General features: G+C 66.8%; 16 protein-coding genes. 15 read left to right on the top strand and 1 reads right to left on the bottom strand.

Features of this window, described 5'->3' with window-relative positions:
• Nucleotides 1-25 precede the first annotated feature (25 nt).
• The 8 genes from IB229_RS03580 to IB229_RS03545 are packed head-to-tail and all read left to right on the top strand — an operon-like array spanning nt 26 to nt 9,922.
• Nucleotides 26-2,092 carry a hydantoinase/oxoprolinase family protein gene (locus tag IB229_RS03580; protein ID WP_192325029.1) on the top strand — a complete coding sequence of 689 codons (2,067 nt, stop codon included), beginning with the start codon at nt 26-28 and terminating at the stop codon, nt 2,090-2,092.
• A 5-nt stretch (nt 2,093-2,097) separates the two neighbouring features.
• Nucleotides 2,098-3,951: a hydantoinase B/oxoprolinase family protein gene (locus tag IB229_RS03575; protein WP_192325027.1), complete on the top strand. Its 1,854-nt coding sequence runs from the start codon at nt 2,098-2,100 to the stop codon at nt 3,949-3,951.
• 9 nt (nt 3,952-3,960) lie between these two features.
• Nucleotides 3,961-4,551, top strand: coding sequence for an isochorismatase family protein (locus IB229_RS03570; protein WP_192325024.1), 591 nt, complete (start codon nt 3,961-3,963; stop codon nt 4,549-4,551).
• Nucleotides 4,535-4,909 carry a hypothetical protein gene (locus IB229_RS03565; protein WP_192325023.1) on the top strand — a complete coding sequence of 125 codons (375 nt, stop codon included), beginning with the start codon at nt 4,535-4,537 and terminating at the stop codon, nt 4,907-4,909. Before IB229_RS03570 ends, IB229_RS03565 begins: the two co-directional genes overlap by 17 nt.
• A 51-nt stretch (nt 4,910-4,960) precedes the next feature.
• On the top strand, nt 4,961-6,373 hold the full coding sequence (gene leuC / locus IB229_RS03560; RefSeq protein ID WP_192325021.1) for a 3-isopropylmalate dehydratase large subunit: 1,413 nt from the start codon (nt 4,961-4,963) through the stop codon (nt 6,371-6,373).
• Nucleotides 6,374-7,012, top strand: coding sequence for a 3-isopropylmalate dehydratase small subunit (leuD, locus tag IB229_RS03555; RefSeq protein WP_192325019.1), 639 nt, complete (start codon nt 6,374-6,376; stop codon nt 7,010-7,012).
• A 40-nt stretch (nt 7,013-7,052) separates the two neighbouring features.
• Complete coding sequence (locus IB229_RS03550) at nt 7,053-8,912, top strand: sigma 54-interacting transcriptional regulator (protein ID WP_192325017.1); 1,860 nt, start codon at nt 7,053-7,055, stop codon at nt 8,910-8,912.
• Nucleotides 8,909-9,922, top strand: coding sequence for a zinc-dependent alcohol dehydrogenase family protein (locus IB229_RS03545; protein WP_192325015.1), 1,014 nt, complete (start codon nt 8,909-8,911; stop codon nt 9,920-9,922). Before IB229_RS03550 ends, IB229_RS03545 begins: the two co-directional genes overlap by 4 nt.
• A 12-nt stretch (nt 9,923-9,934) precedes the next feature.
• Here IB229_RS03545 and IB229_RS03540 read toward each other — a convergent pair whose 3' ends face one another.
• Nucleotides 9,935-10,363 (bottom strand): DUF1810 domain-containing protein, encoded by a 429-nt coding sequence (locus tag IB229_RS03540; RefSeq protein ID WP_192325013.1) that lies wholly within the window; start codon nt 10,361-10,363, stop codon nt 9,935-9,937.
• A 633-nt stretch (nt 10,364-10,996) separates the two neighbouring features.
• Here IB229_RS03540 and IB229_RS03535 point away from each other — a divergent pair.
• From IB229_RS03535 to IB229_RS03505, 7 genes are all read left to right on the top strand, one after another.
• A complete protein-coding gene (locus tag IB229_RS03535) occupies nt 10,997-13,276 on the top strand; it encodes a phage tail sheath family protein (RefSeq protein WP_192325011.1) in 2,280 nt (759 codons plus the stop codon).
• A 91-nt stretch (nt 13,277-13,367) separates the two neighbouring features.
• On the top strand, nt 13,368-13,892 hold the full coding sequence (locus tag IB229_RS03530; protein WP_192325009.1) for a phage tail protein: 525 nt from the start codon (nt 13,368-13,370) through the stop codon (nt 13,890-13,892).
• 77 nt (nt 13,893-13,969) lie between these two features.
• Nucleotides 13,970-14,698, top strand: a complete 729-nt coding sequence (locus IB229_RS03525) for a hypothetical protein (RefSeq protein WP_192325007.1) — start codon at nt 13,970-13,972, stop codon at nt 14,696-14,698.
• Nucleotides 14,695-15,474, top strand: a complete 780-nt coding sequence (locus IB229_RS03520; protein WP_192325005.1) for a hypothetical protein — start codon at nt 14,695-14,697, stop codon at nt 15,472-15,474. The genes IB229_RS03525 and IB229_RS03520 overlap by 4 nt, the downstream gene beginning before the upstream one ends.
• Nucleotides 15,471-16,796, top strand: coding sequence for a DUF4255 domain-containing protein (locus tag IB229_RS03515; protein ID WP_192325003.1), 1,326 nt, complete (start codon nt 15,471-15,473; stop codon nt 16,794-16,796). Before IB229_RS03520 ends, IB229_RS03515 begins: the two co-directional genes overlap by 4 nt.
• Nucleotides 16,793-18,685 (top strand): AAA family ATPase, encoded by a 1,893-nt coding sequence (locus IB229_RS03510; protein ID WP_192325001.1) that lies wholly within the window; start codon nt 16,793-16,795, stop codon nt 18,683-18,685. The genes IB229_RS03515 and IB229_RS03510 overlap by 4 nt, the downstream gene beginning before the upstream one ends.
• Complete coding sequence (locus IB229_RS03505) at nt 18,682-18,951, top strand: hypothetical protein (protein WP_192324999.1); 270 nt, start codon at nt 18,682-18,684, stop codon at nt 18,949-18,951. Before IB229_RS03510 ends, IB229_RS03505 begins: the two co-directional genes overlap by 4 nt.
• Nucleotides 18,952-18,954 lie beyond the last annotated feature (3 nt).

Genomic DNA, 18,954 nt, shown 5'->3' with positions numbered 1-18,954 from the left:
AAACCAAGAAAGTGCTGGAGGCAACATGAGTTTCCGTTTGGGTGTCGACGTAGGCGGTACGTTCACCGACCTGCTCCTGATCAACGATGCGACTGGCGACAGCTACACCGCCAAGGTCCCGTCCACGCCTCACAACCCCTCCATCGCCGTGCTCAACGGCATCGAGAAGATTTGCCAGACATCGGGTGTCGCACCAGCCGACATCCGTTCGGTCATGCACGGCACCACCGTGGCGACCAACGCCATCCTCACCCGTCGCGGCGCCAAGGTCGGCCTCGTCACCACCAAGGGCTACAAGCAGGTGCTGCACATCGCGCGCTCCTTCGTGCCGGGTGGCCTGGGTGGCTGGGTGACCTTCAACAAGGGCGAACTGCTCGCCCCGCTGGAACTGACCGTCGAAGCCGACGAGCGCATCGACACCCACGGTGCGGTGGTGCGCGAGCTGGATCGCGAGGCGATCCGCGGCGAACTGCTGCGCCTCAAGCAGGCCGGCATCGAAGCGCTGACCATCAGCCTGATCAACGCCTACGCCAGTGGCGAGCACGAGCGCGCCATCCATGACATCGCCCGCGAGGTGATGCCCGGCGTGCCGGTGTCGCTGTCCTCGGAAGTGGTGCCGGAGATGCAGGAGTACGAGCGCACCGAGACCACCGTGGTCAACAGCTACGTGCGCCCGGAAGTGGCCAATTACCTGGAACACCTGCAGGGCGAGCTGTGCAGCCGCCTGCGCCCGGACGTGCAGCTGTCCATCCTGCGCTCCGACGGTGGCCTGGCCACCAGCCAGTCGGCGGCCAGCACGCCGGTCAACCTGCTGCTCTCGGGTCCTGCCGGCGGTGTGGCCGGGGCCATCTGGTTCTGCTCGCGTGGTGGCTTCAGCAAGGTGCTGACCTTCGACGTTGGCGGCACTTCGACCGACGTGGCGCTGATCGACAACAACCAGGCGCGCATCCGCCGCGAAACCCGCGTCGGTGATGTGGCCGTGCGCGCACCCTCGGTGGACGTGCGCACCATCGGCGCCGGTGGTGGCTCCATGGCCTCGGTGCCCGAACTGACCCGCGCCCTGCGCGTCGGCCCGGAAAGCGCTGGCGCCGTACCGGGCCCGGCGGCATACAACAAGGGCGGCACCGTCGCCACCGTGACCGACGCCAACGTGGTGCTCGGCTACCTGCCGGCCGAGCAGAAGCTCGGCGGCGACTTCCAGGTGCGCAAGGACCTGGCCACCACCGCCGTGCAACTGATCGCCGACGCCATGGGCGTGTCGCTGTTCGAGGCCGCCGAAGGCATCGTGCGCATCGCCAACGAACACATGTTCGGTGCCCTGCGACTGATCAGCGTCGAGCAGGGCTACGACCCGCGCGACTTCGCCCTGTGCGGCTTCGGTGGCGCCGGTCCGCTGCACGCCAACGCCCTGGGCATCCTGATGAACGCCTGGCCGGTGATCATCCCGCCGGGCCCCGGTGTGCTCTGCGCCTACGGCGACGCCACCACACGGGTCAAGGACGAAGCCTCGCGCTCGCTGGTGCGCCGCGTCAGCGACATGAGCGTCGAGGAAGTCACGCAGATCCTCCAGCAACTGGGCGACAGCGTGCGCAGCTCGCTGGCCTCGCAGAGCATCCCGGCCGACGTGCAGCAACTGACCTGGCAGGCCGATGTGCGCTACCAGGGCCAGGCGCTGCTGCTGACCCTGGATATCGACCTGGAGCGCCTGGCCAGCGAAGGCATGTCGGCCATCACCGCGGCCTTCGATGCCGAGCACGAACAGCTGTTCACCTTCGCCCTCAGCGAAGCCCATGAGCTGGTCAACCTGCGCGCCATCGCCCGCGCGCCGCGCCCGGAAATTACCGAGCGCGCCTTCGAAGGCACCGACAACAGCCTGGCCGATGCGCGCGTCGGCGACACCCCGGTGCACTACGCCGGCCAGGACTACAGCGCGGCGCTCTATGCGCGCGGCAAGCTGAGCCCGGGGCTGGTGGTGCCGGGGCCGGCCATCGTCATGGAAATGGACTCCACCACCCTCGTTCTTCCGGGTTACGAAGCGGCTGTGGACCGCGTCGGCAATCTGTTGATCCGCCCGCTGGGCCATCAGGAGTAAGCGTCATGGTTGCGCGTATCAAACAAGAAAACAGCCAAGCATTTCAGCGGGTCGACGTCGACGGCATCACCATCGACATCGTCGAGAACGCCCTGGGCAACGCCCGCAACGAGATGGACGCGGTGCTGTTTCGTACCGCCATGAGTCCGGGCATCCGTGAGCAGGGCGATGCCTTCCCGATGATCGCCACCAGCGAAGGCAAGATGATCGTCGGCCAGTTCGGCTCGTTCATCACCGGCTTCCTGAAGAACTACGAGGGCGAGATCGAAGAGGGCGACGTGTTCCTCACCAACGATCCGTACCTGTGTGGCGGCGCGGTCAGCCACCTGCCGGACTGGCTGGTGCTGATGCCGATCTTCAAGGACGGCCGGGTGATCAACTACGCCGCCATGTTCGGCCACATGTCCGACGTCGGTGGCAAGGTGCCGGGCAGCCTGCCGACCAACGCCAGTTCGATCTGGGAAGAGGGCATTCGTATCCCGCCGGTGAAGCTGTACCGCCGCGGCGAAATGAACAGCGACATGCTCGACGTGATCCTGCACAACGTGCGCATGCCGCGCTGGAACCGCTCGGACCTCAACGCCATCGTCGCCGCCTGCCGCACCGCCGGCAAACGCTGCGTCGAACTGGCCGAGCGCTTCGGTGACGACGTGTTTTACAGCGCCCAGCAGGAAATGCTCGAACGCACCCATCGGGCGATGAAGGAAGTGATCACACGTGTGGTGCCCGAGCACCGCCAGGAGTTCGAGGACTACATCTGCGACGACGGCGCCGGCCTCGGCCCGTACACCCTGCGCTGCGCCCTGTGGCGCGAAGGCGACAAGGCGATCTTCGACTTCGAGGGCACCGACCCGCAGGCGCCATCCTCGGTCAACTTCTACGTCAACGAGGAGATGTTCAAGATCTTCTTCGGTGCATTGACCATCAGCCTGTTCGACCCGGCGATCCTGCTCAACGACGGTTTCTACGACCTGGTCGAGGTGCGCATTCCGCAGGGCTCGATCCTCAAGCCGAACTTCCCCGCAGCGCTGTCCTGCCGCACCCACCTGCTGGGCCGGATCTTCGACATGATGGGCGGGCTGCTCGGCCAGGGTACGCCGCAGGCGATGAACGCCGCCGGCTTCTCCGACTCGCCGCACTTCATGTACTCGGGCTACGACCAGCAGGGCGAGTGGTTCCAGCTGTTCCAGATCGGCTTCGGCGGCATTCCGGGGCGCCCGGCAGGCGACGGCCCGGACGGTCACTCGCTGTGGCCGGGCTTCACCAACGTGCCCAACGAGTTCGTCGAGGCCTACTTCCCGCTGCGTATCGAGACCTACGAGACCCTCACCGATTCCGGCGGCGCCGGTCTGCACCGCGGCGGCAACGGTCTGCGCGTGGCGTACCGCTTGCTGGTCGATGGCGACGTGTCGATCCACGACGACCGCTGGCTGACCTACCCCTGGGGCGTCAACGGCGGGGCACCGGGCGAACGCAGCCGCAAGGAGCTGATCCGCGCCGATGGCACCCGGCAGATGCTCCCGGCCAAGTGCGACAACATCAAGGTCAAGGCCGGCGACCTGATCCTCTTCGACACCTGGGGTGGCGGTGGCTGGGGCGACCCGCTGCAGCGCGAAGCGGGCAAGGTGCTGAGCGACATCCGCAAGGGCCTGGTCAGCGTGGAGGGCGCCCGCCGTTACGGCGTGGTGGTGGTCGACGGAGCGGTGGACGAACACGCCACCCAGGCCTTGCGTGAAGTGATGGCCAGCGAGCGCGGCGAGATCCAGCTGTTCGACCGTGGCGGCACGCTGGAGGAACTGAAAGCGCGTTGCCTGGCGGAGACCGGCCTGCCGGCACCCGTCACCCCGGTCTGGGCATAAGGAGCGATCATGGCCCTCGATTCCCGCTCCCTGGACACCGCCCAGCGCTATGCGCTGGTGCTGGTGGACCTTTCCCTGGGCTTCACTGACCCGGCGCTCAGCCCGCTGGCCGCCGAGTGCAGCGCGGTGGTGGAGGCCAACCAGCGCTTGCTGGCGGCCTTCCGTCAGCGTGGCTGGCCGGTGTTCTTCACCACCGTGGCCTATGACGATCCGTCCCAGGCCCGCGTGTTTCGCAGCAAGCTGCCGGTGTTGAATCTGCTCGAAGCCGGTTCGCCGCTGGTGGCCATCGACCCGCGCCTGGCGCCACAAGGCGACGAGCCGGTGCTGGTGAAGTTCTGGGCCAGCGCCTTCTTCGGCACCGACCTGGGCGAGCGCATTCGCGCGGCCGGGGCCGATGGGGTGATGGTCACCGGTCTCACCACCAGCGGCTGCGTGCGTGCCACGGTGCTCGATGCCCTGCAGAACGAGCTGCGCGTACTGGTGCCCGAGGAGGCCGTGGGTGACCGCGACGCCGAGGCGCACCGGGCCAACCTGCGCGACATGCAGATCAAGTACGCCGACGTGGTACCGCTGGAGCGTTGCCTTGCGCTGCTGGGCTAGTGCACTGCTGGTGGTCGTGCTGGCGGGTTGTGCGTCACCGCCTGCACCCGTGCCGGTGGTGGCGCGGCCTGCTGCGTCGCCGCCGTGTACGGCATTCGTCGATGCCTGGGTCGGTCACTTCCGCGCCAACGTGGCGCGGCTCGATGGCCAGGCCCGCGCCGTACCGGAACAGAAGCTGCTGGAGGCGCGCCAGGGGTTGGCGCGTGCCGGCGTGGCGGAGGGCGATTGCGAAAAACCGTTCTGCGTGGTGCAGCCAGAGGCCGGTGGCCGCCTGGACAGCTACTGCGGTTACCGCGTGGATGACCCGACGGGCGCCGAGCTGTACCGCTGGGTGCCCTGGACACCGGCTTCACGCTGAGACATCGAACAATAACGAGATAGCCCCTTTTGACTGCCCGAGGTGCCGACCGTGGTCGCCCAAACGCTCTACGACAAATTGTGGGACCGTCACCGGGTAGAAGACCTGCCCGACGGTTCCAGCCTGCTCTACATCGACCGTCACCTGCTGCACGAGGTGACCTCGCCACAAGCCTTTTCCAACCTGCGCCTGGCCGGGCGCAAACCCTGGCGCCTGGACACCAGCCTGGCCACGCCGGACCACAACGTGCCGACCCTGGGCCGCGACCTGGGTATCGGTGGGGTCAGCGACAAGATCGCCCGGCAGCAGATCGCCGTGCTCGAAAGCAACAGCCGCGAGTTCGGCATTCCGCTGTTCGCCCTCAATGACCTGCGCCAGGGCATCGTCCACGTGGTCGGCCCCGAGCAGGGCCTGACCCTGCCAGGCATGACCCTGGTCTGCGGCGACTCGCACACCGCCACCCACGGCGCGCTGGCGGCGCTGGCGCATGGCATCGGCAGCAGCGAGGTCGAGCATGTGCTGGCCACTCAGACCCTGCGCAGCCGCAAGCTGAAGAACCTGCGCATCGTCGTCGAGGGCCGTTTGCCGAGTTACGCCACGGCCAAGGACCTGGCGCTGTACATCATCGGCCAGATCGGCACCGCCGGCGGCACCGGGCATGCCATCGAGTTCTGCGGGCCGGTGATCGAGAAGCTGTCGATGGAAGCGCGCATGACCCTGTGCAACATGAGCATCGAGGCCGGTGCACGGGTGGGGCTGATCGCCTATGACAAGGTCACCGAGGCCTACGTCAAAGGCCGCCCGCTGTCGCCCCAGGGCGAGCAGTGGAACGACGCGATCCTCTACTGGCGCAACCTGCATTCCGACCCGCAGGCGAGCTTCGACCAGAGCCTGACCTTTCGTGGCGAAGACGTGCTGCCGCAGGTCACCTGGGGGACGTCACCGGAGATGGTGGTGGCGATCAACCAGCAGGTGCCGACCCTGGACATGGCACGCGATGCCTTGCAGCGCCTGGACTGGGAGCGCGCGCTGGCCTACATGGGCCTGGAGGCCGGGCAGCCGCTGGCGGGTGTACCGCTGGACCGCATCTTCATCGGCTCCTGCACCAATGCACGGATCGAAGACCTGCGCGCCGCCGCCGAGGTGCTGCGTGGGCGCCGCGTGCACGGGCGGATCAAGCAGGCTCTGGTGGTGCCGGGTTCCGGTCTGGTGCGCCTGCAGGCCGAGCGTGAAGGGCTGGATCAGGTATTCAAGAACGCCGGCTTCGAATGGCGCGCGCCGGGCTGCTCGATGTGCCTGGGCATGAACGCCGACCGCCTGAGCCCCGGCGAGCGCTGCGCCGCCACCTCCAACCGCAATTTCGAGGGCCGCCAGGGCAAGGGTGGGCGCACCCATCTGCTGTCCCCGGCGATGGCCGCCGCCGCCGCGGTGGCTGGCGAGCTGACCGATATCAGGAGCTTCTGAATGCAACCCTTGATCGAGCACGAGGGCATCGTCATCCCTCTCAACCGTGCCAATATCGACACCGACATGCTGCTGCCCAAGCAGTACCTGAAGAGCCTGGAGTCGAGCGGCTTCGGTGGCTTCCTGATGGACGACGAGCGTTATCTCGACCCTGGCGAGGTCGACACGCCGCTCGCCAGCCGCCGCCCCGACCCGCGCTGCATCCTCAACCAGCCGCCCTACGACAAGGGTTCCATCGTGCTGGCCCAGGCCAACTTCGGCTGCGGCTCCAGCCGTGAGCACGCGGTGTGGGCGCTGCGCGATTTTGGGGTGAAGGTGGTCATCGCGCCGAGCTTCGGCGACATCTTCCGCAACAACTGCTTCAACAACGGCCTGCTGCCGCTTTTGCTGCCGCAGGCGGCCATCGACGCGCTGTTCGCCATCGCCACCCGGCAACCGGGTTTCACCGCGCGGGTGGATGTGGCGCAGCGCTTGCTTGCAACAGAGCAGCAGGACTGGCATTTCGACCTGGAGGAGGGCCGACGCCAGAGCTTGCTCAATGGATTGGATGAAATCGGCGAAACCCTGCGTTACGCCGACCGTATCAGCGCCTATGAACAGCGCCGGAAAAGCAACGAGCCCTGGGTGTTTCGTCACTGAAGGAAACACCCCGCCCAAATAACAACAAAAGGGGTAAGCCGTGGAATTTGCCAATGCGGAGCAGGAACGGGTCAAGATCTGTCTGATCGGCAACTCGAAGCTCAGCCAGATCGTGCACAGCCTGATCCCGGAGTTCGAAGCGCTCGCCAGCATCACCATCATCGACAACATCTTCAACGATGCGGTGCGCGCCGCGCGTGACCTGATCGAACGCCAGCAGGTGGATATCTTCATCAGCGCCGGCGCCAACGCCTTCTACCTGCAGGACACCCTGCCGATTCCGGTGCTGGCGCTGAAGGTGGAGCAGGCCGACCTGATCCAGGCGGTGCTCACCGCACGGCGCATCTCGCCGAAGATACTCATGCTTACCTACGAGCGTCAGGAGGCCAACGTCGAACTGCTCGGCCTGTTCGACGGCCTCGACCTGACGCATCACACCTACAGCACCGCGGAACACGCCAAGGAACTCTTCCACAGCCTGCGCAACGACGGCTTCGGCGTGGTCATCGGCTCCAGCTACGCCTGCGACCTGGCCGAGCAGTGGGGCCTGGATTCGGTACTCATCTACTCCCGCGAGTCGTGCCGTAACCTGCTGCGCAAGGCCATCCGCCATGCCGGCCAGCACAAGCGGCAGAGCCAGCAGGCGCAGCTGGGCCAGTTCCTGCTGGAGCAGAATCCACAACCGCAGGTGCTGACCAACCAGGATGGCATCGTCATCGCCTGGAACAGCGCGGCGGCCTTGTTCATCGGCAACATGAGCCGGCGTCGGCGCCTGGACAGCGTGCTCGACAGCAAGCTGATCGAAGCGCCAAGCCTGCGCGCCGAAGGCCTGCTGGTCGGCGAGCGCTTGTGCAGCCTGAACAAGCAGCCGTTCGAGGTCGAGGGCGAGCGTGTCGGCTTCCTCTACAGCTTCCTGCCTAGCCCCCAGGCATTGGCCGAGGACGATGGTCGGCGCCTGGTGTTCCAGTCCAGCCGCATGGCCGAAGTGCAGAACCAGCTGAACATCTACGGCGCCACGCCGGGCACCGTGCTGCTGCGTGGCGAGACCGGCACCGGCAAGGAGCTGGCTGCGCGCCAGGTACATGCCGCCTGCGCCAACGCCAAGGGCGCGTTTGTCGCGATCAACTGTGCGGCGATCCCCGCCGAGCTGTTCGAGTCGGAGCTGTTCGGCTACGCCGAGGGAGCCTTTACCAGCGCCAAGAGCGGCGGCAAATCCGGCCTGCTGGAGAGCGCCAACAACGGCACCTTCTTCATGGACGAGATCAACTCGCTGCCGCTGCCGCAGCAGGCCAAGTTGCTGCGCGTGCTGCAGGAGCGCGAGGTCAGCCCGGTGGGGTCGCGCCGGCCGATCTCGCTGAACATCAAGTTCGTCGCTGCCTGCAACGTCGACCTGATGGACGAGGTGCGGGCCGGGCGTTTCCGCGAAGACCTGTACTACCGCATCAGCACCTTCGCCATCCACATCCCGCCGCTGCGCGAGCGCCCGGAAGACATCCCCGTGCTGGCGTCCTACCTGATGCGCCGCGAGTCGCAGCGCTACGGCATCGAGCTGGAACTGGACGCGCTGATCAAGGGCGTGACCCCGGTGTTCCGCCGTTACCACTGGCCAGGCAACGTGCGCCAGCTGGAGAACGTGGTCGAGCGGCTGATCGTTTCGCAGCGCCTCTACGGCAACTGGGAAGCGCTGCTCGAGGCGCTGCCGCGCGTGGTGCCGGAACTCTACGCGCCGCTGGCGGAATCCGAGCTGGGCGGGCACCTGCACCACGTCGAGCAGGAAGAAATCGTCAAGGCGCTGCAGCTGTTCGCCGGCAACAAGAGCCAGGCCGCCGAATACCTGGGCATCAGCCAGACCACCCTGTGGCGCCGGCTCAAGCGTCTGGCAGAAGAGGGGCAAGCATGAAGGCCTGGCAGATCGCTGCACCGTTCGGTATCGACGCGTTGCAGCAGGTCGAGCGCCCGCAGCTGACGCCTGGCCCGCAGCAGGTGCTGATCCGCGTGCGTGCGGCATCGCTCAACTACCGCGATCTGGAGCTGGTCGAGGGGCGTTATCAGGGTCAGCCCGATCAGCCATTCATTGCCCTGTCCGATGGCGCCGGCGAGGTGCTGGCGGTCGGCGCGGGCGTCAGCCGTTTCGCCGTCGGCGACCGGGTTATCGGCTGTTTCTGGCAGGGTTGGCAGGCCGGTCCGCTGGGCGCATGCAGCACGGCCATCCCGTTGGGTGGCCCGCTGGACGGCATGCTCGCCGAGCAGGTGCTGCTCGACGAGAGCGGCGTGGTCGCCTGCCCGGCGCACCTGTCCTGGGAAGAGGCGGCGACGTTGCCCTGCGCGGCGCTGACCGCCTGGCAGGCGCTGATCGGCGAAGGCCAGCTCAAGGCCGGCGAGTGGGTGTTGCTGCAGGGTAGCGGCGGGGTGTCGCTGTTCGCCCTGCAATTCGCCCTGATGCACGGCGCCCGCGTGGTGGTGACATCGAGCAGTGAAGACAAACTGCAACGCCTGGCCACGCTCGGCGCCACGGGCCTGATCAACTACCGCACGACACCGGACTGGCACGACGAGGTGCTGCGCATCACCGCCGGGCATGGCGTCGACCACGTGCTCGAAGTCGGCGGCCCGCGCAGCTTCGCCCAGTCGCTGCAGTGCCTGCATCCCAGCGGGCAGATCAATGTGATCGGCTACCTCGGCGGCCAGCAGGGCGAGATCAACCCGCTGCTGATCCTGCAGCGCAACGCTCGCGTACGCGGTATCGCCGTCGGCCCGCGCAATGCCTTCGAGGCGATGAACCGCGCCATCGAGGCCAGCGGCATGCGGCCGCTGATTGACAGCACGTATGACTGGCTCGACCTGCCGGAAGCGCTCCGGCACCTGGCCAGCGGTGCGCATTTCGGCAAGGTGGTGCTGCGCCTCGGCTGAGTGAGTCGCGCGTCACCCGGATGCAAGTTTCGCCAGGGTCAGCGGGTCCGCCTGACCGCCGAAGAAGGCATCGAGCACCTCGCTGTAGAGCACGTTGTCGACCGCCACTGTGCCGAACAGGGTGACGCAGGAGCGCAGCTTCTGGTCGTCCGGCGTGCCGAGCAACTGGCGGGCGCTGCGTCCACGCCAGGCCAGCAGCGCCTGCAGGCATTCCTCCAGGCGTGGACCGAGAACGGGATGCTGTAGGTAGGCGAGCGCCTCGTCCCGGCCGGAGATTCCGTAGCGCTGTGCGGTGGCACTGCGGCCCAGGCCACTTAGCTGCGGAAAGATGAACCACATCCAGTGCGAACGCTTGGCCCCGGCCCGAAGCTCGTCCAGTGCCTGCACGTAGATCGGCTGCTGTGCGTCGACGAAGCGGGCGAGATCATGGACATCCTGCATCGGCGCTCTCCAGGGTGGCGAGGTAGCTCGTAAGTTGTACGGAATGAACTGCTTACTTGTGCGTTAGTTGTTGTCGTGCAAGTTGTGTTGATTGGCAATCGTTTGTTGAGGTTTAAAAGTTGTTATTGGTGTTCTGTTTATTCTGGTTGCTTGGGAGTTTTACAGTGTTCCGGAATTGATGAATGCTGTGAAAGTTCTAGTAAGTTGTCTTTGTGGACAGGAAAAGCCTCTATTTCGGCGGTACGGTCAGGTTTTTTAAAATCCTGGCGAGGCGGCCAAGCTATTTTTCTTGTCTTCTTATAACTAAAAGAAATTGTGCTTAAGTTTATTTTTGATTGCGCTGGTAATGGCCAAGTGATGGCCTGTTAGTTGTATTGCCTGAAAAACAAAATCTGGTTCAAAGAATAAGGCGAAGCGCGTTGGCGTTATTCGCAAAGCCATCTATAGATACCTCTCCTTCGGGTCGTTAGTTCCTCTTTCCAGCCGGGGAAACCGACCAACAACAGTTCCGGGTTGTGCGCTTCTTCCGGATGCAGTCGCGTTGCGTGTGTGGCAGGCAGCAGTCATTGCTGGCCTCTGAAGGGAATCAGCCCGTCCGCCGATCGCGGCATCATCCTGCAAGGAGGCGCAGCCATGCCTGCTCAACTCAGCTATCCCGGCGTCTACATCGAAGAGCTGCCCAGCGGCGTTCGCACCCTGACCGGGGTGGCCACCTCGATTGCCGCGTTCGTCGGCTCGGCGCCACGCGGGCCGATCAACCGCGCCGTGCGTCTGTTCAGCTTCGCCGACTACGAGCGGCGCTTTGGCGGCCTGGCGGTGGATTCGGAGATGGGCTACGCCGTGCGCCAGTTCTTCCAGAATGGCGGCACCGATGCCTACGCCGTGCGCGTGGTGAAGGACGCCAGCGTGGCCCAGGTCACCCTGCTCAACGGTGCAGGCAGCAACGTGCTCAAGGTCGAGGCGCTGGACGCGGGCTCGTCGGGCACCGGCATTGAGGTACGGGTCGATCACCGCACTGCAATCCCTGGCAGCACCTTCAACATCACCTTCATCCGTGCCGCCGATGGTGCGGTGGAGCTGTACGAAAACCTCTCGCTGAACGCGGCGGACAGCCGCTATGCGCTGGACCTGATCAATGGTGTGTCGCAGCTGGTGCGCCTCACCCGGCTGCCTGACCAGGCGGCGCTGGATGCATTGCCCAAGGCCACGTCGGTCAGCGCCACGCTGACCGAACTCGGCCTGGACGCCAACCACAATGAGCTGCGGATCGCGGTCAACGGTCTGCCCCCCGTGACGGTCGTGATCGCGCTCCCCGCTGACACAGGCAACGGCACGCTGATCCAGAAGCTCGACAACCTGTGCACCGCTATTCAGCTCAAGGTGCGCGCCAAGGCCAACAATCAGCAGGCCTATGAGGGCTTCGTCTGCGAGCGGCCCAACAATACCCAGACCATCCACATGCGCTCGGGTGTCGGCGGCGAGTTTTCCAGCGTGCGCGTGCTACCGGGGCAGAAGAACAACGCCAGCGCTGTGCTCAAGCTGGGCAGCGATGCCGGCGGAATCGAGAGCGACGCAGCGGCGACGATCCGGCCGAAGCCGGTGCCCGAGCCGGCGACCCTGACCAGTGCGGCCTTTGCCGCAGCTGACCTGGATACGCTGCCCAATGCCACCCATTCCAGCCTGCGCATCAGCCTCGATGGCTACGGCCCGGATGTGATCAGCCTCGGCGATACCCTGGCGTCCGGCGCCAATCTGCAGGCCAAGCTGAGCAATATCGCAGCCCGCCTGCAGACGGCGGTGCGCGAGCTGAAACCGGCCAACCCCGCCTACAAATATTTTCGTGCCACCAGCACCGCCGACACGCTGCAGCTCTCCACGGGTACCCAGGGGGCGGCGGCAAGCATCGCGGTCAGCGCCGCACCGCTCAACAGCGTGGCCGCCGAGCTGCGCCTGCTGACGGGCTCGCTCAGCACCCAGCCGGTCAACCTGACCCTGCAGGGCGGTAGCGAAACCGCCTACGGCCCTGCCGACCTGTACAGCGCCTTCATTGCCGACCGCGCCACACGCAAGGGGCTGTATGCCCTGGAGAGCGTCGACCTGTTCAACATCCTCTGCCTGCCCGGCGTCACCGACACCGGCGTGCTGATGGACGCTGCCGCCTATTGCGAGGAGCGACGCGCGTTCTTCGTGATCGATGCGCCGCCCGCAGCGGTGAGCCCGGAGCAGATGGTCGCTGTCGTCTCCGGTACCGAACTGCCGAAATCCGATCACGCGGCGGTGTACTACCCCTGGGTGTACATCGCCGACCCGCTGAAGAACGGCAAGCTGCGCCTGAGCGCGCCCAGCGGCACCATCGCCGGGCTCTATGCGCGCACCGATGGCGACCGCGGCGTGTGGAAGGCACCGGCTGGCACCGAGGCCACCCTGGTCGGCGTGCAGGCGCTGAACCATGCGCTGACCGACGGCGAGAACGGCAGCCTCAATCCGCTCGGGGTCAACTGCCTGCGTACCTTTCCGGTGTTCGGTGCGGTGTCCTGGGGCGCGCGAACCCTGCGCGGCGCGGACCAGATGACCTCCGAGTACAAGTACGTGCCGATCCGCCGCCTCGCCCTGTTCCTCGAAGAGAGCCTGTACCGCGGCACGCAGTGGGTGGTCTTCGAGCCCAACGACGAACCGCTGTGGGCGCAGATCCGCCTCAATCTCGGTGCCTTCATGAACGGCCTGTTCCGTCAGGGCGCGTTCCAGGGCAAGACGCCGCGCGAGGCCTACCTGGTCAAGTGCGATCGCGAGACCACCACCCAGGATGACATCAACCGTGGCGTGGTGAATATCCTCGTGGCCTTCGCGCCGCTGAAGCCGGCGGAGTTCGTGGTGCTGAAGATCCAGCAGCTGGCCGGCCAGATCCAGGTCTGATTCAAGGAGCGCCGGCTCCGCGCGAGCCCGGCAACGTCGACGCCGTGCGGGTCAGCGATCCGCCGCCCAGGTTCAACAGGGAGTTCATGCAATGGTCCAGTTCACCGCCAATGCTCAGCGTTTCGATCCGTACAAGAACTTCAAATTCCGCGTGAAGTGGGACGGCCGCTACGTCGCCGGGATCAGCAAGGTCTCCGCGCTCAAACGTACCACCGAAGTGGTCAAGCACCGCGAGGGTGGGGACCCCAGCAGCAGCCGCAAGTCGCCGGGGCGCACCGAGTTCGAGGCCATCACCCTGGAGCGTGGGGTGACCCACGACACCGAGTTCGAGAAATGGGCGAACAAGGTCTGGAACTTCGGTTCCGGCCTCGGCGCGGAAGTCTCGCTCAAGGACTTTCGCAAGGACCTGATCATCGAGCTGTACAACGAGGCCGGGCAACTGGCGCTGGCCTACAAGGTGTTCCGCTGCTGGGTCAGCGAGTTCCAGTCGCTGCCTGATCTGGATGCCAACGCCAACGCGGTGGCTATCGCCCGGATCAAGCTGGAGAACGAGGGCTGGGAGCGCGACTACGAAGTGGCCCAGCCTCAAGAGCCGAGCTTCACCGAACCGAGCTGATCGTCGCACTGGAACTCCCCGCACATCAGTGACGGGGCGGTTAGGGCGCCTGGCGCCATCCGCACGGAGAGCAGATATTGGCCACACTCGACGCTGCTACCTGGCTCGCGACCTGGGAGCACAGCCACAGCCTGCCGCCGGCCTTGCGCCCGTGCGCCTTGTTGGCGCCACTGCTGGCCAATGGACAGGCGGCGGCAGAGTGTTTGCCGCTGGGCCAGCGCGACGCCAGCCTGCTCGACCTGTACGCCGCCCTGTTCGGCCCCGAGCTGCAGGCGACCGCGAGCTGCCAGTGCTGCGGAGAGCGCCTGGAGCTGAACCTCGATTGCCGCGCATTGCGCCTCGCCGTACCGATGCCTGCCGATGAACTGCAACTGCAGTGGCAGGACGTGCAGGTGCGCTATCGCCTGCCGGACAGCCGCGACCTCGCTGCGCTGGCACAGGCCGGCGGTGAGGCTCAGGCGCGCAGCCTGCTGTTGCAGCGCTGTATCGAGCGGGCGTCGCGCGCCGATGAAGAGCTGCAGGCCCCGGCATTGCCAGCGGAACTGCTCGAACAACTGGCCGAGGCCATGAGCGCGGCCGATCCGCAGGCTGTGACCGAACTGCTGCTGAGCTGCCCGGCCTGCAATACGCAATGGCCGGAGCTGTTCGACATCGGCGCCTTTCTCCTCGAACGCCTCGGTCACTGGGCCGAGCGGCAACTGGATCAGGTGCATCTGCTGGCCCATGCCTACGGCTGGAGCGAGGCGCAGATCCTCGCCCTGAGCCCGATGCGCCGGGCGCACTACCTGAGCCGGGTGCTGGCATGAACGACTTCTTCGCCTTGCTCAGCCAGCGTGCCTTGCAGCCTGCGGCGATTCACCCGCGCCTGCCGTCCCGTTTCGAGAGCGACAGCGCAGTGCCGGCCCTGCCGGCGCAGGACATTCCGGCCGAAGCGCCACTCGGCGCGAGCCAGCCGGTACCTGCAACCATGGCCTCGCTGCTGGCGGCACCGACGGTTGCACCGCTTGCCGCCAGCGCACCGACACCCATTCCGCTGGCCGAATCGGTGGTGCCGGTCAGCCCGGTTCTGCCGTTGCCGCACATCGCCGCCGAGCCACGACCGTTGCCGCAGTTGGCCGAGCCGGCGTTGCCGCACGTGCCGGCGAGACCGCTTGCGCTGGAGGCGCCAGGCAACCCCGCACCGAGGGTCATTGCGCCACAGCCTGCGGTGCAGGTGAGTGCACGGATTGCGAGCGAGCCACCAGCCCCGGTTCTGCAGGTACAGCATGAACGCCTGGAGCATCACGAGCTGAGCCGCGAAGTGATCGAACAACGTGTCGAACGTTTGCGCGTGGAGGGTGTGCCGGCCTTGCCGAGCCCGGCGGCAGCGTTGAGCCCGGCGCCGGCTCAAGCGCTGCGTGATGTGCCGGGCGCGCCGGCGCCGCGGGTCGAGATCAGCATCGGCCGCATCGAAGTGCTGCCACTGGAGCCGGCCGCGGCGCCGCACCGCGAAGCGCCGGCCAAGCCCGCACCGGCGCAGAGCCTGGATGCCTACCTGCAGGAGCGTTCTGCCGCCGAGCCGGGGCGAGGAGGGCGTCGATGAGCAGTGCACTGGGGATCGCCGCCACCGCCGCGGTGTTGCAGCAACTGCTGCAGAACGGGTTTACCGCACTCAAGCTCGAAGACGTGCTCAGCGCCACCACGCTCAACGTCACCTGCGTGCCGCCCGAGCGCATCGCTGCCGATGCCGGTGACAGCCAGCTGAACCTCTTCCTCTACAACCAGACGCGCAATCCCGGCTGGGCCAACCTCGACCTGCCGAGCCGCGATGGCCGTGGCGAACGCCTGAGCAATCCGGCGCTGGCGCTGGACCTGCACTTCCTGTTGTCGGCCTACGGGGTCAAGGATTTTCATGCCGAGATCATGCTTGGCGCCGCCATGCAGATTCTGCATGACACGCCGGGCCTGGGCCGCGACGCGATCCGCCAGGCGCTGAAGCCTGGGCCCGGCAAGAGCAACCTGCCCAAGGAACTGGAGCTGGCCGGGTTGGCCGACCAGATCGAGCAACTGCGCATCACCCCGCTCAACCACACCACCGATGAGGTGTCGCGCATCTGGTCGGCCATGCAGACGCCGGCGCGCCCCAGTGCGGCCTACCTGGTCAGCGTGGTTCTGCTGCAGTCGCAGAAGAGCCAGCGCACGCCGCTGCCGGTGCGTGCGCGCAACCTCTACGTGGTGCCGTTGCGCGCACCGCGACTGGATCGTGTCGAGTCCGCGGTCGCGGCGGGCGAGCCGATCGTGGCCAATGGCTCGGTACGCGTCAGCGGCGCCAACCTCAAGGCTCGCCCGCTGAGCCTGCTGATCAATGGCGAGGAGTTTTCCAGTGCCATCGAACAGCTGGCGCAGGACGAGCTGACCTTCGATTTTTCCCTGCCTGATCCACCCGGTATTCCCGCCAGCCTGCGCGCCGGGGTGTGCACCTTGCAGGTGGTGCATCCGCAACTGATGGGCTCGCCGGCGCAGGCCCACGGTGGCCAGGAGTCCAACCTGGCGGCCTTCGTGCTCAACCCGCAGGCCGGTTTCACCCTGTTGCCAGGTGCGACCAGCCAGGTGGTCGAGGGCATCACCTACCGCTCGGGGGCGATCAGGATCAGTTGCGCACCACGGATCGGCAGTCGCCAGCGCGTCCGCCTGCTGCTCAACGAGAAGAACCCGCCGGCCAATCGCGCGGCGCGGGTCTACAGCTTCACCGCCAACGACGGCAACGGCATCGTCGCACCGGCGGACAGCGCCATCGAAGTCAATGTCGAGTTTCGCAATGTCGCCCAGGGCAGCTACCTGGCGCGGGTGCAGGTGGATGCCGGCACCAGTCCGCTGGTACTCGGTGCCAATGGCCGCTTCGACGGCCCCGAGGTGACCCTGTGAGTGCGCGTCGGGATGTGGCGGCCAACCGGCAGCTGCTCGGCGTGGCACTGGATGCTTTCGCCGACTTCATCACGCAGGCCCTCGCTGGCCAGCCGACTCCGCTGGGCACCTACCTGCAGGCGCCGCCAGCATTGGCCAACCTGGCTGAGCGCCTGGGCCTCAATCGTTTCGAGCAGGACGTGCTGCTGCTGGCGGTAGCCGTGGAGCTGGATGCGCGTTTTCGCCAGCTGCTGGCCGAGGCCCAGGGCGATGCGAACAAGCCCTGGCTGAGTTTCGACCTGGCGCTGGCGCTGCTGCCGGATGCCGACTGGGCCGCCGTCACGCCGGTCGGTCGCCTGCGCCGCTGGCACCTGCTGGAGCTCTCGGGCAGTGGCGGGCCGCTGGCGGCACGGCTGGTGGTGGATGAAAGCATCCTGCACCAGGTGGCCGGGCTGACCTATCCCGATCCGCGCCTGGAACCCTGGTTCCGGCTTCAGGAAAGCGTGGCCGGCGAGGGCTTCGACGAGGATATCGCCCGCCTGGCCGCGCACTGGCAACGTGCGCCCAACCTTGCTGCCGCGGCCATCGCACGCTTCGAGGAGGGCGACGGCGAGGCCTTCGCCAAGGCCCTGGCGGCACAGCTGGAGTTGCGCCTGTACCGCATGCAGGGGCGGCATTTGCCGGAGCAGCAACAGGAGCGAGAGCAACTGGTGCGCCTCTGGGAGCGCGAAGCGCTGTTGCGCGGTGCGCTGCTCTGGGTCGAGATCGAGCGCCCGGAGCCGGCGCAGGCGCAACACCTGGCCGAGTTCCTCGATGGCTTGCAGGGATTGATCCTGGTAACCGGCGAAGGCTCGCTGAACCTGCGGCGCGCTCAGTGGCGCGTGGTCTGGCGCGGCGGCGATGCGGACAGCCGCCTGCTGCTCTGGCAGGCGGAGCTGGGCGAGCAGGGCGCAGCATTGAATGGGCGCCTGGGTAGCATCGCCGAGCAGTTCCAGTTGTCCGCCGGTGCCATCGCGCGCATCGCCCAGGGCTGGCGTGGCACGTCCCCGGCCGACGCCGCACAGCTCTGGCAGGCTTGTCGCCTGGAGGCGCGCCGCGACCTGGAACAGCTCGCTGAACGTGTCGATGCCCGCGCCAGCTGGGATGACCTGATCCTGCCGGAGGCGGCACTGGCAACCCTGCGCACCATCGCTGCCCAGGTCCGCCAGCGCACCCGCGTGTACCGCGAATGGGGCTTTGCCGAGCGCTCGGCGCGCGGCCTGGGTATCAGCGCCCTGTTCGCCGGTGGCAGCGGCACGGGCAAGACCCTGGCCGCCGAGGTGCTGGCCAACGAGCTGCAGCTCGACCTGTACCGCATCGACCTGGCGTCGGTGGTCAGCAAGTTCATCGGCGAGACGGAAAAGAACCTCGCGCGGCTGTTTGCCGTGGCCGAACGCAGCGGTGCGATCCTGCTGTTCGACGAAGCCGACGCGCTGTTCGGCAAGCGCAGCGAGGTGCGCGACAGCCACGACCGCTACGCCAACCTGGAAGTCAGCTACCTGCTGCAGCGCATCGAGACCTACCGCGGCCTGGCGATCCTTACCAGCAACTTCAAGCAGGCCATCGACACCGCGTTCCAGCGCCGCTTGCGCTTCATCGTGCAGTTCCCGTTTCCCGACGCCGAGGCGCGCGGCGCGATCTGGGCGCGGGTGTTTCCCCGGGCCACCCCGCTGGAGGCGCTGGATGTGGCCAAGCTGGCGCGGCTGTCGTTGTCCGGCGGGCACATTCGCAACCTGGCGCTCAACGCCGCTTTCATCGCCGCCGACGAGGACAGTGCCATCGCCATGCGCCACCTGCGCATCGCCGCCGAGGCCGAATTCGCCAAGCTGGAGAAACAGCTGCCGGCCAGCGACGTGGGGGATTGGGCATGAGCGCTGTCATCAGCCCCGCCGCGCCGTCGTTGTCGCTGCATATCGGCAGCCTGGCGCTGCCCGGTTATTCGGCGCGCGATGGGGCACGGCTGGCCGGCTCCTTCGAGCGCGAGCTGGGCCGCCTGCTGAGCCTGCAAGCGCTGCCGGCTCAGGGTTTTCAGGCCGATCAGCTGCAGATTCCGCGCTTTCGCCGGACAGCGGGCGAGCGCCCGGAGCTGACCGGGCGGCGCCTGGCGCGGTTGATCGCCGAACGGTTGCAGGACTGAGCC

This window comes from Pseudomonas sp. PDM14 (genome assembly GCF_014851905.1).
In the GTDB taxonomy this organism is placed as follows: domain Bacteria; phylum Pseudomonadota; class Gammaproteobacteria; order Pseudomonadales; family Pseudomonadaceae; genus Aquipseudomonas.
This window is presented reverse-complemented; position numbering and strand designations above follow the sequence as displayed.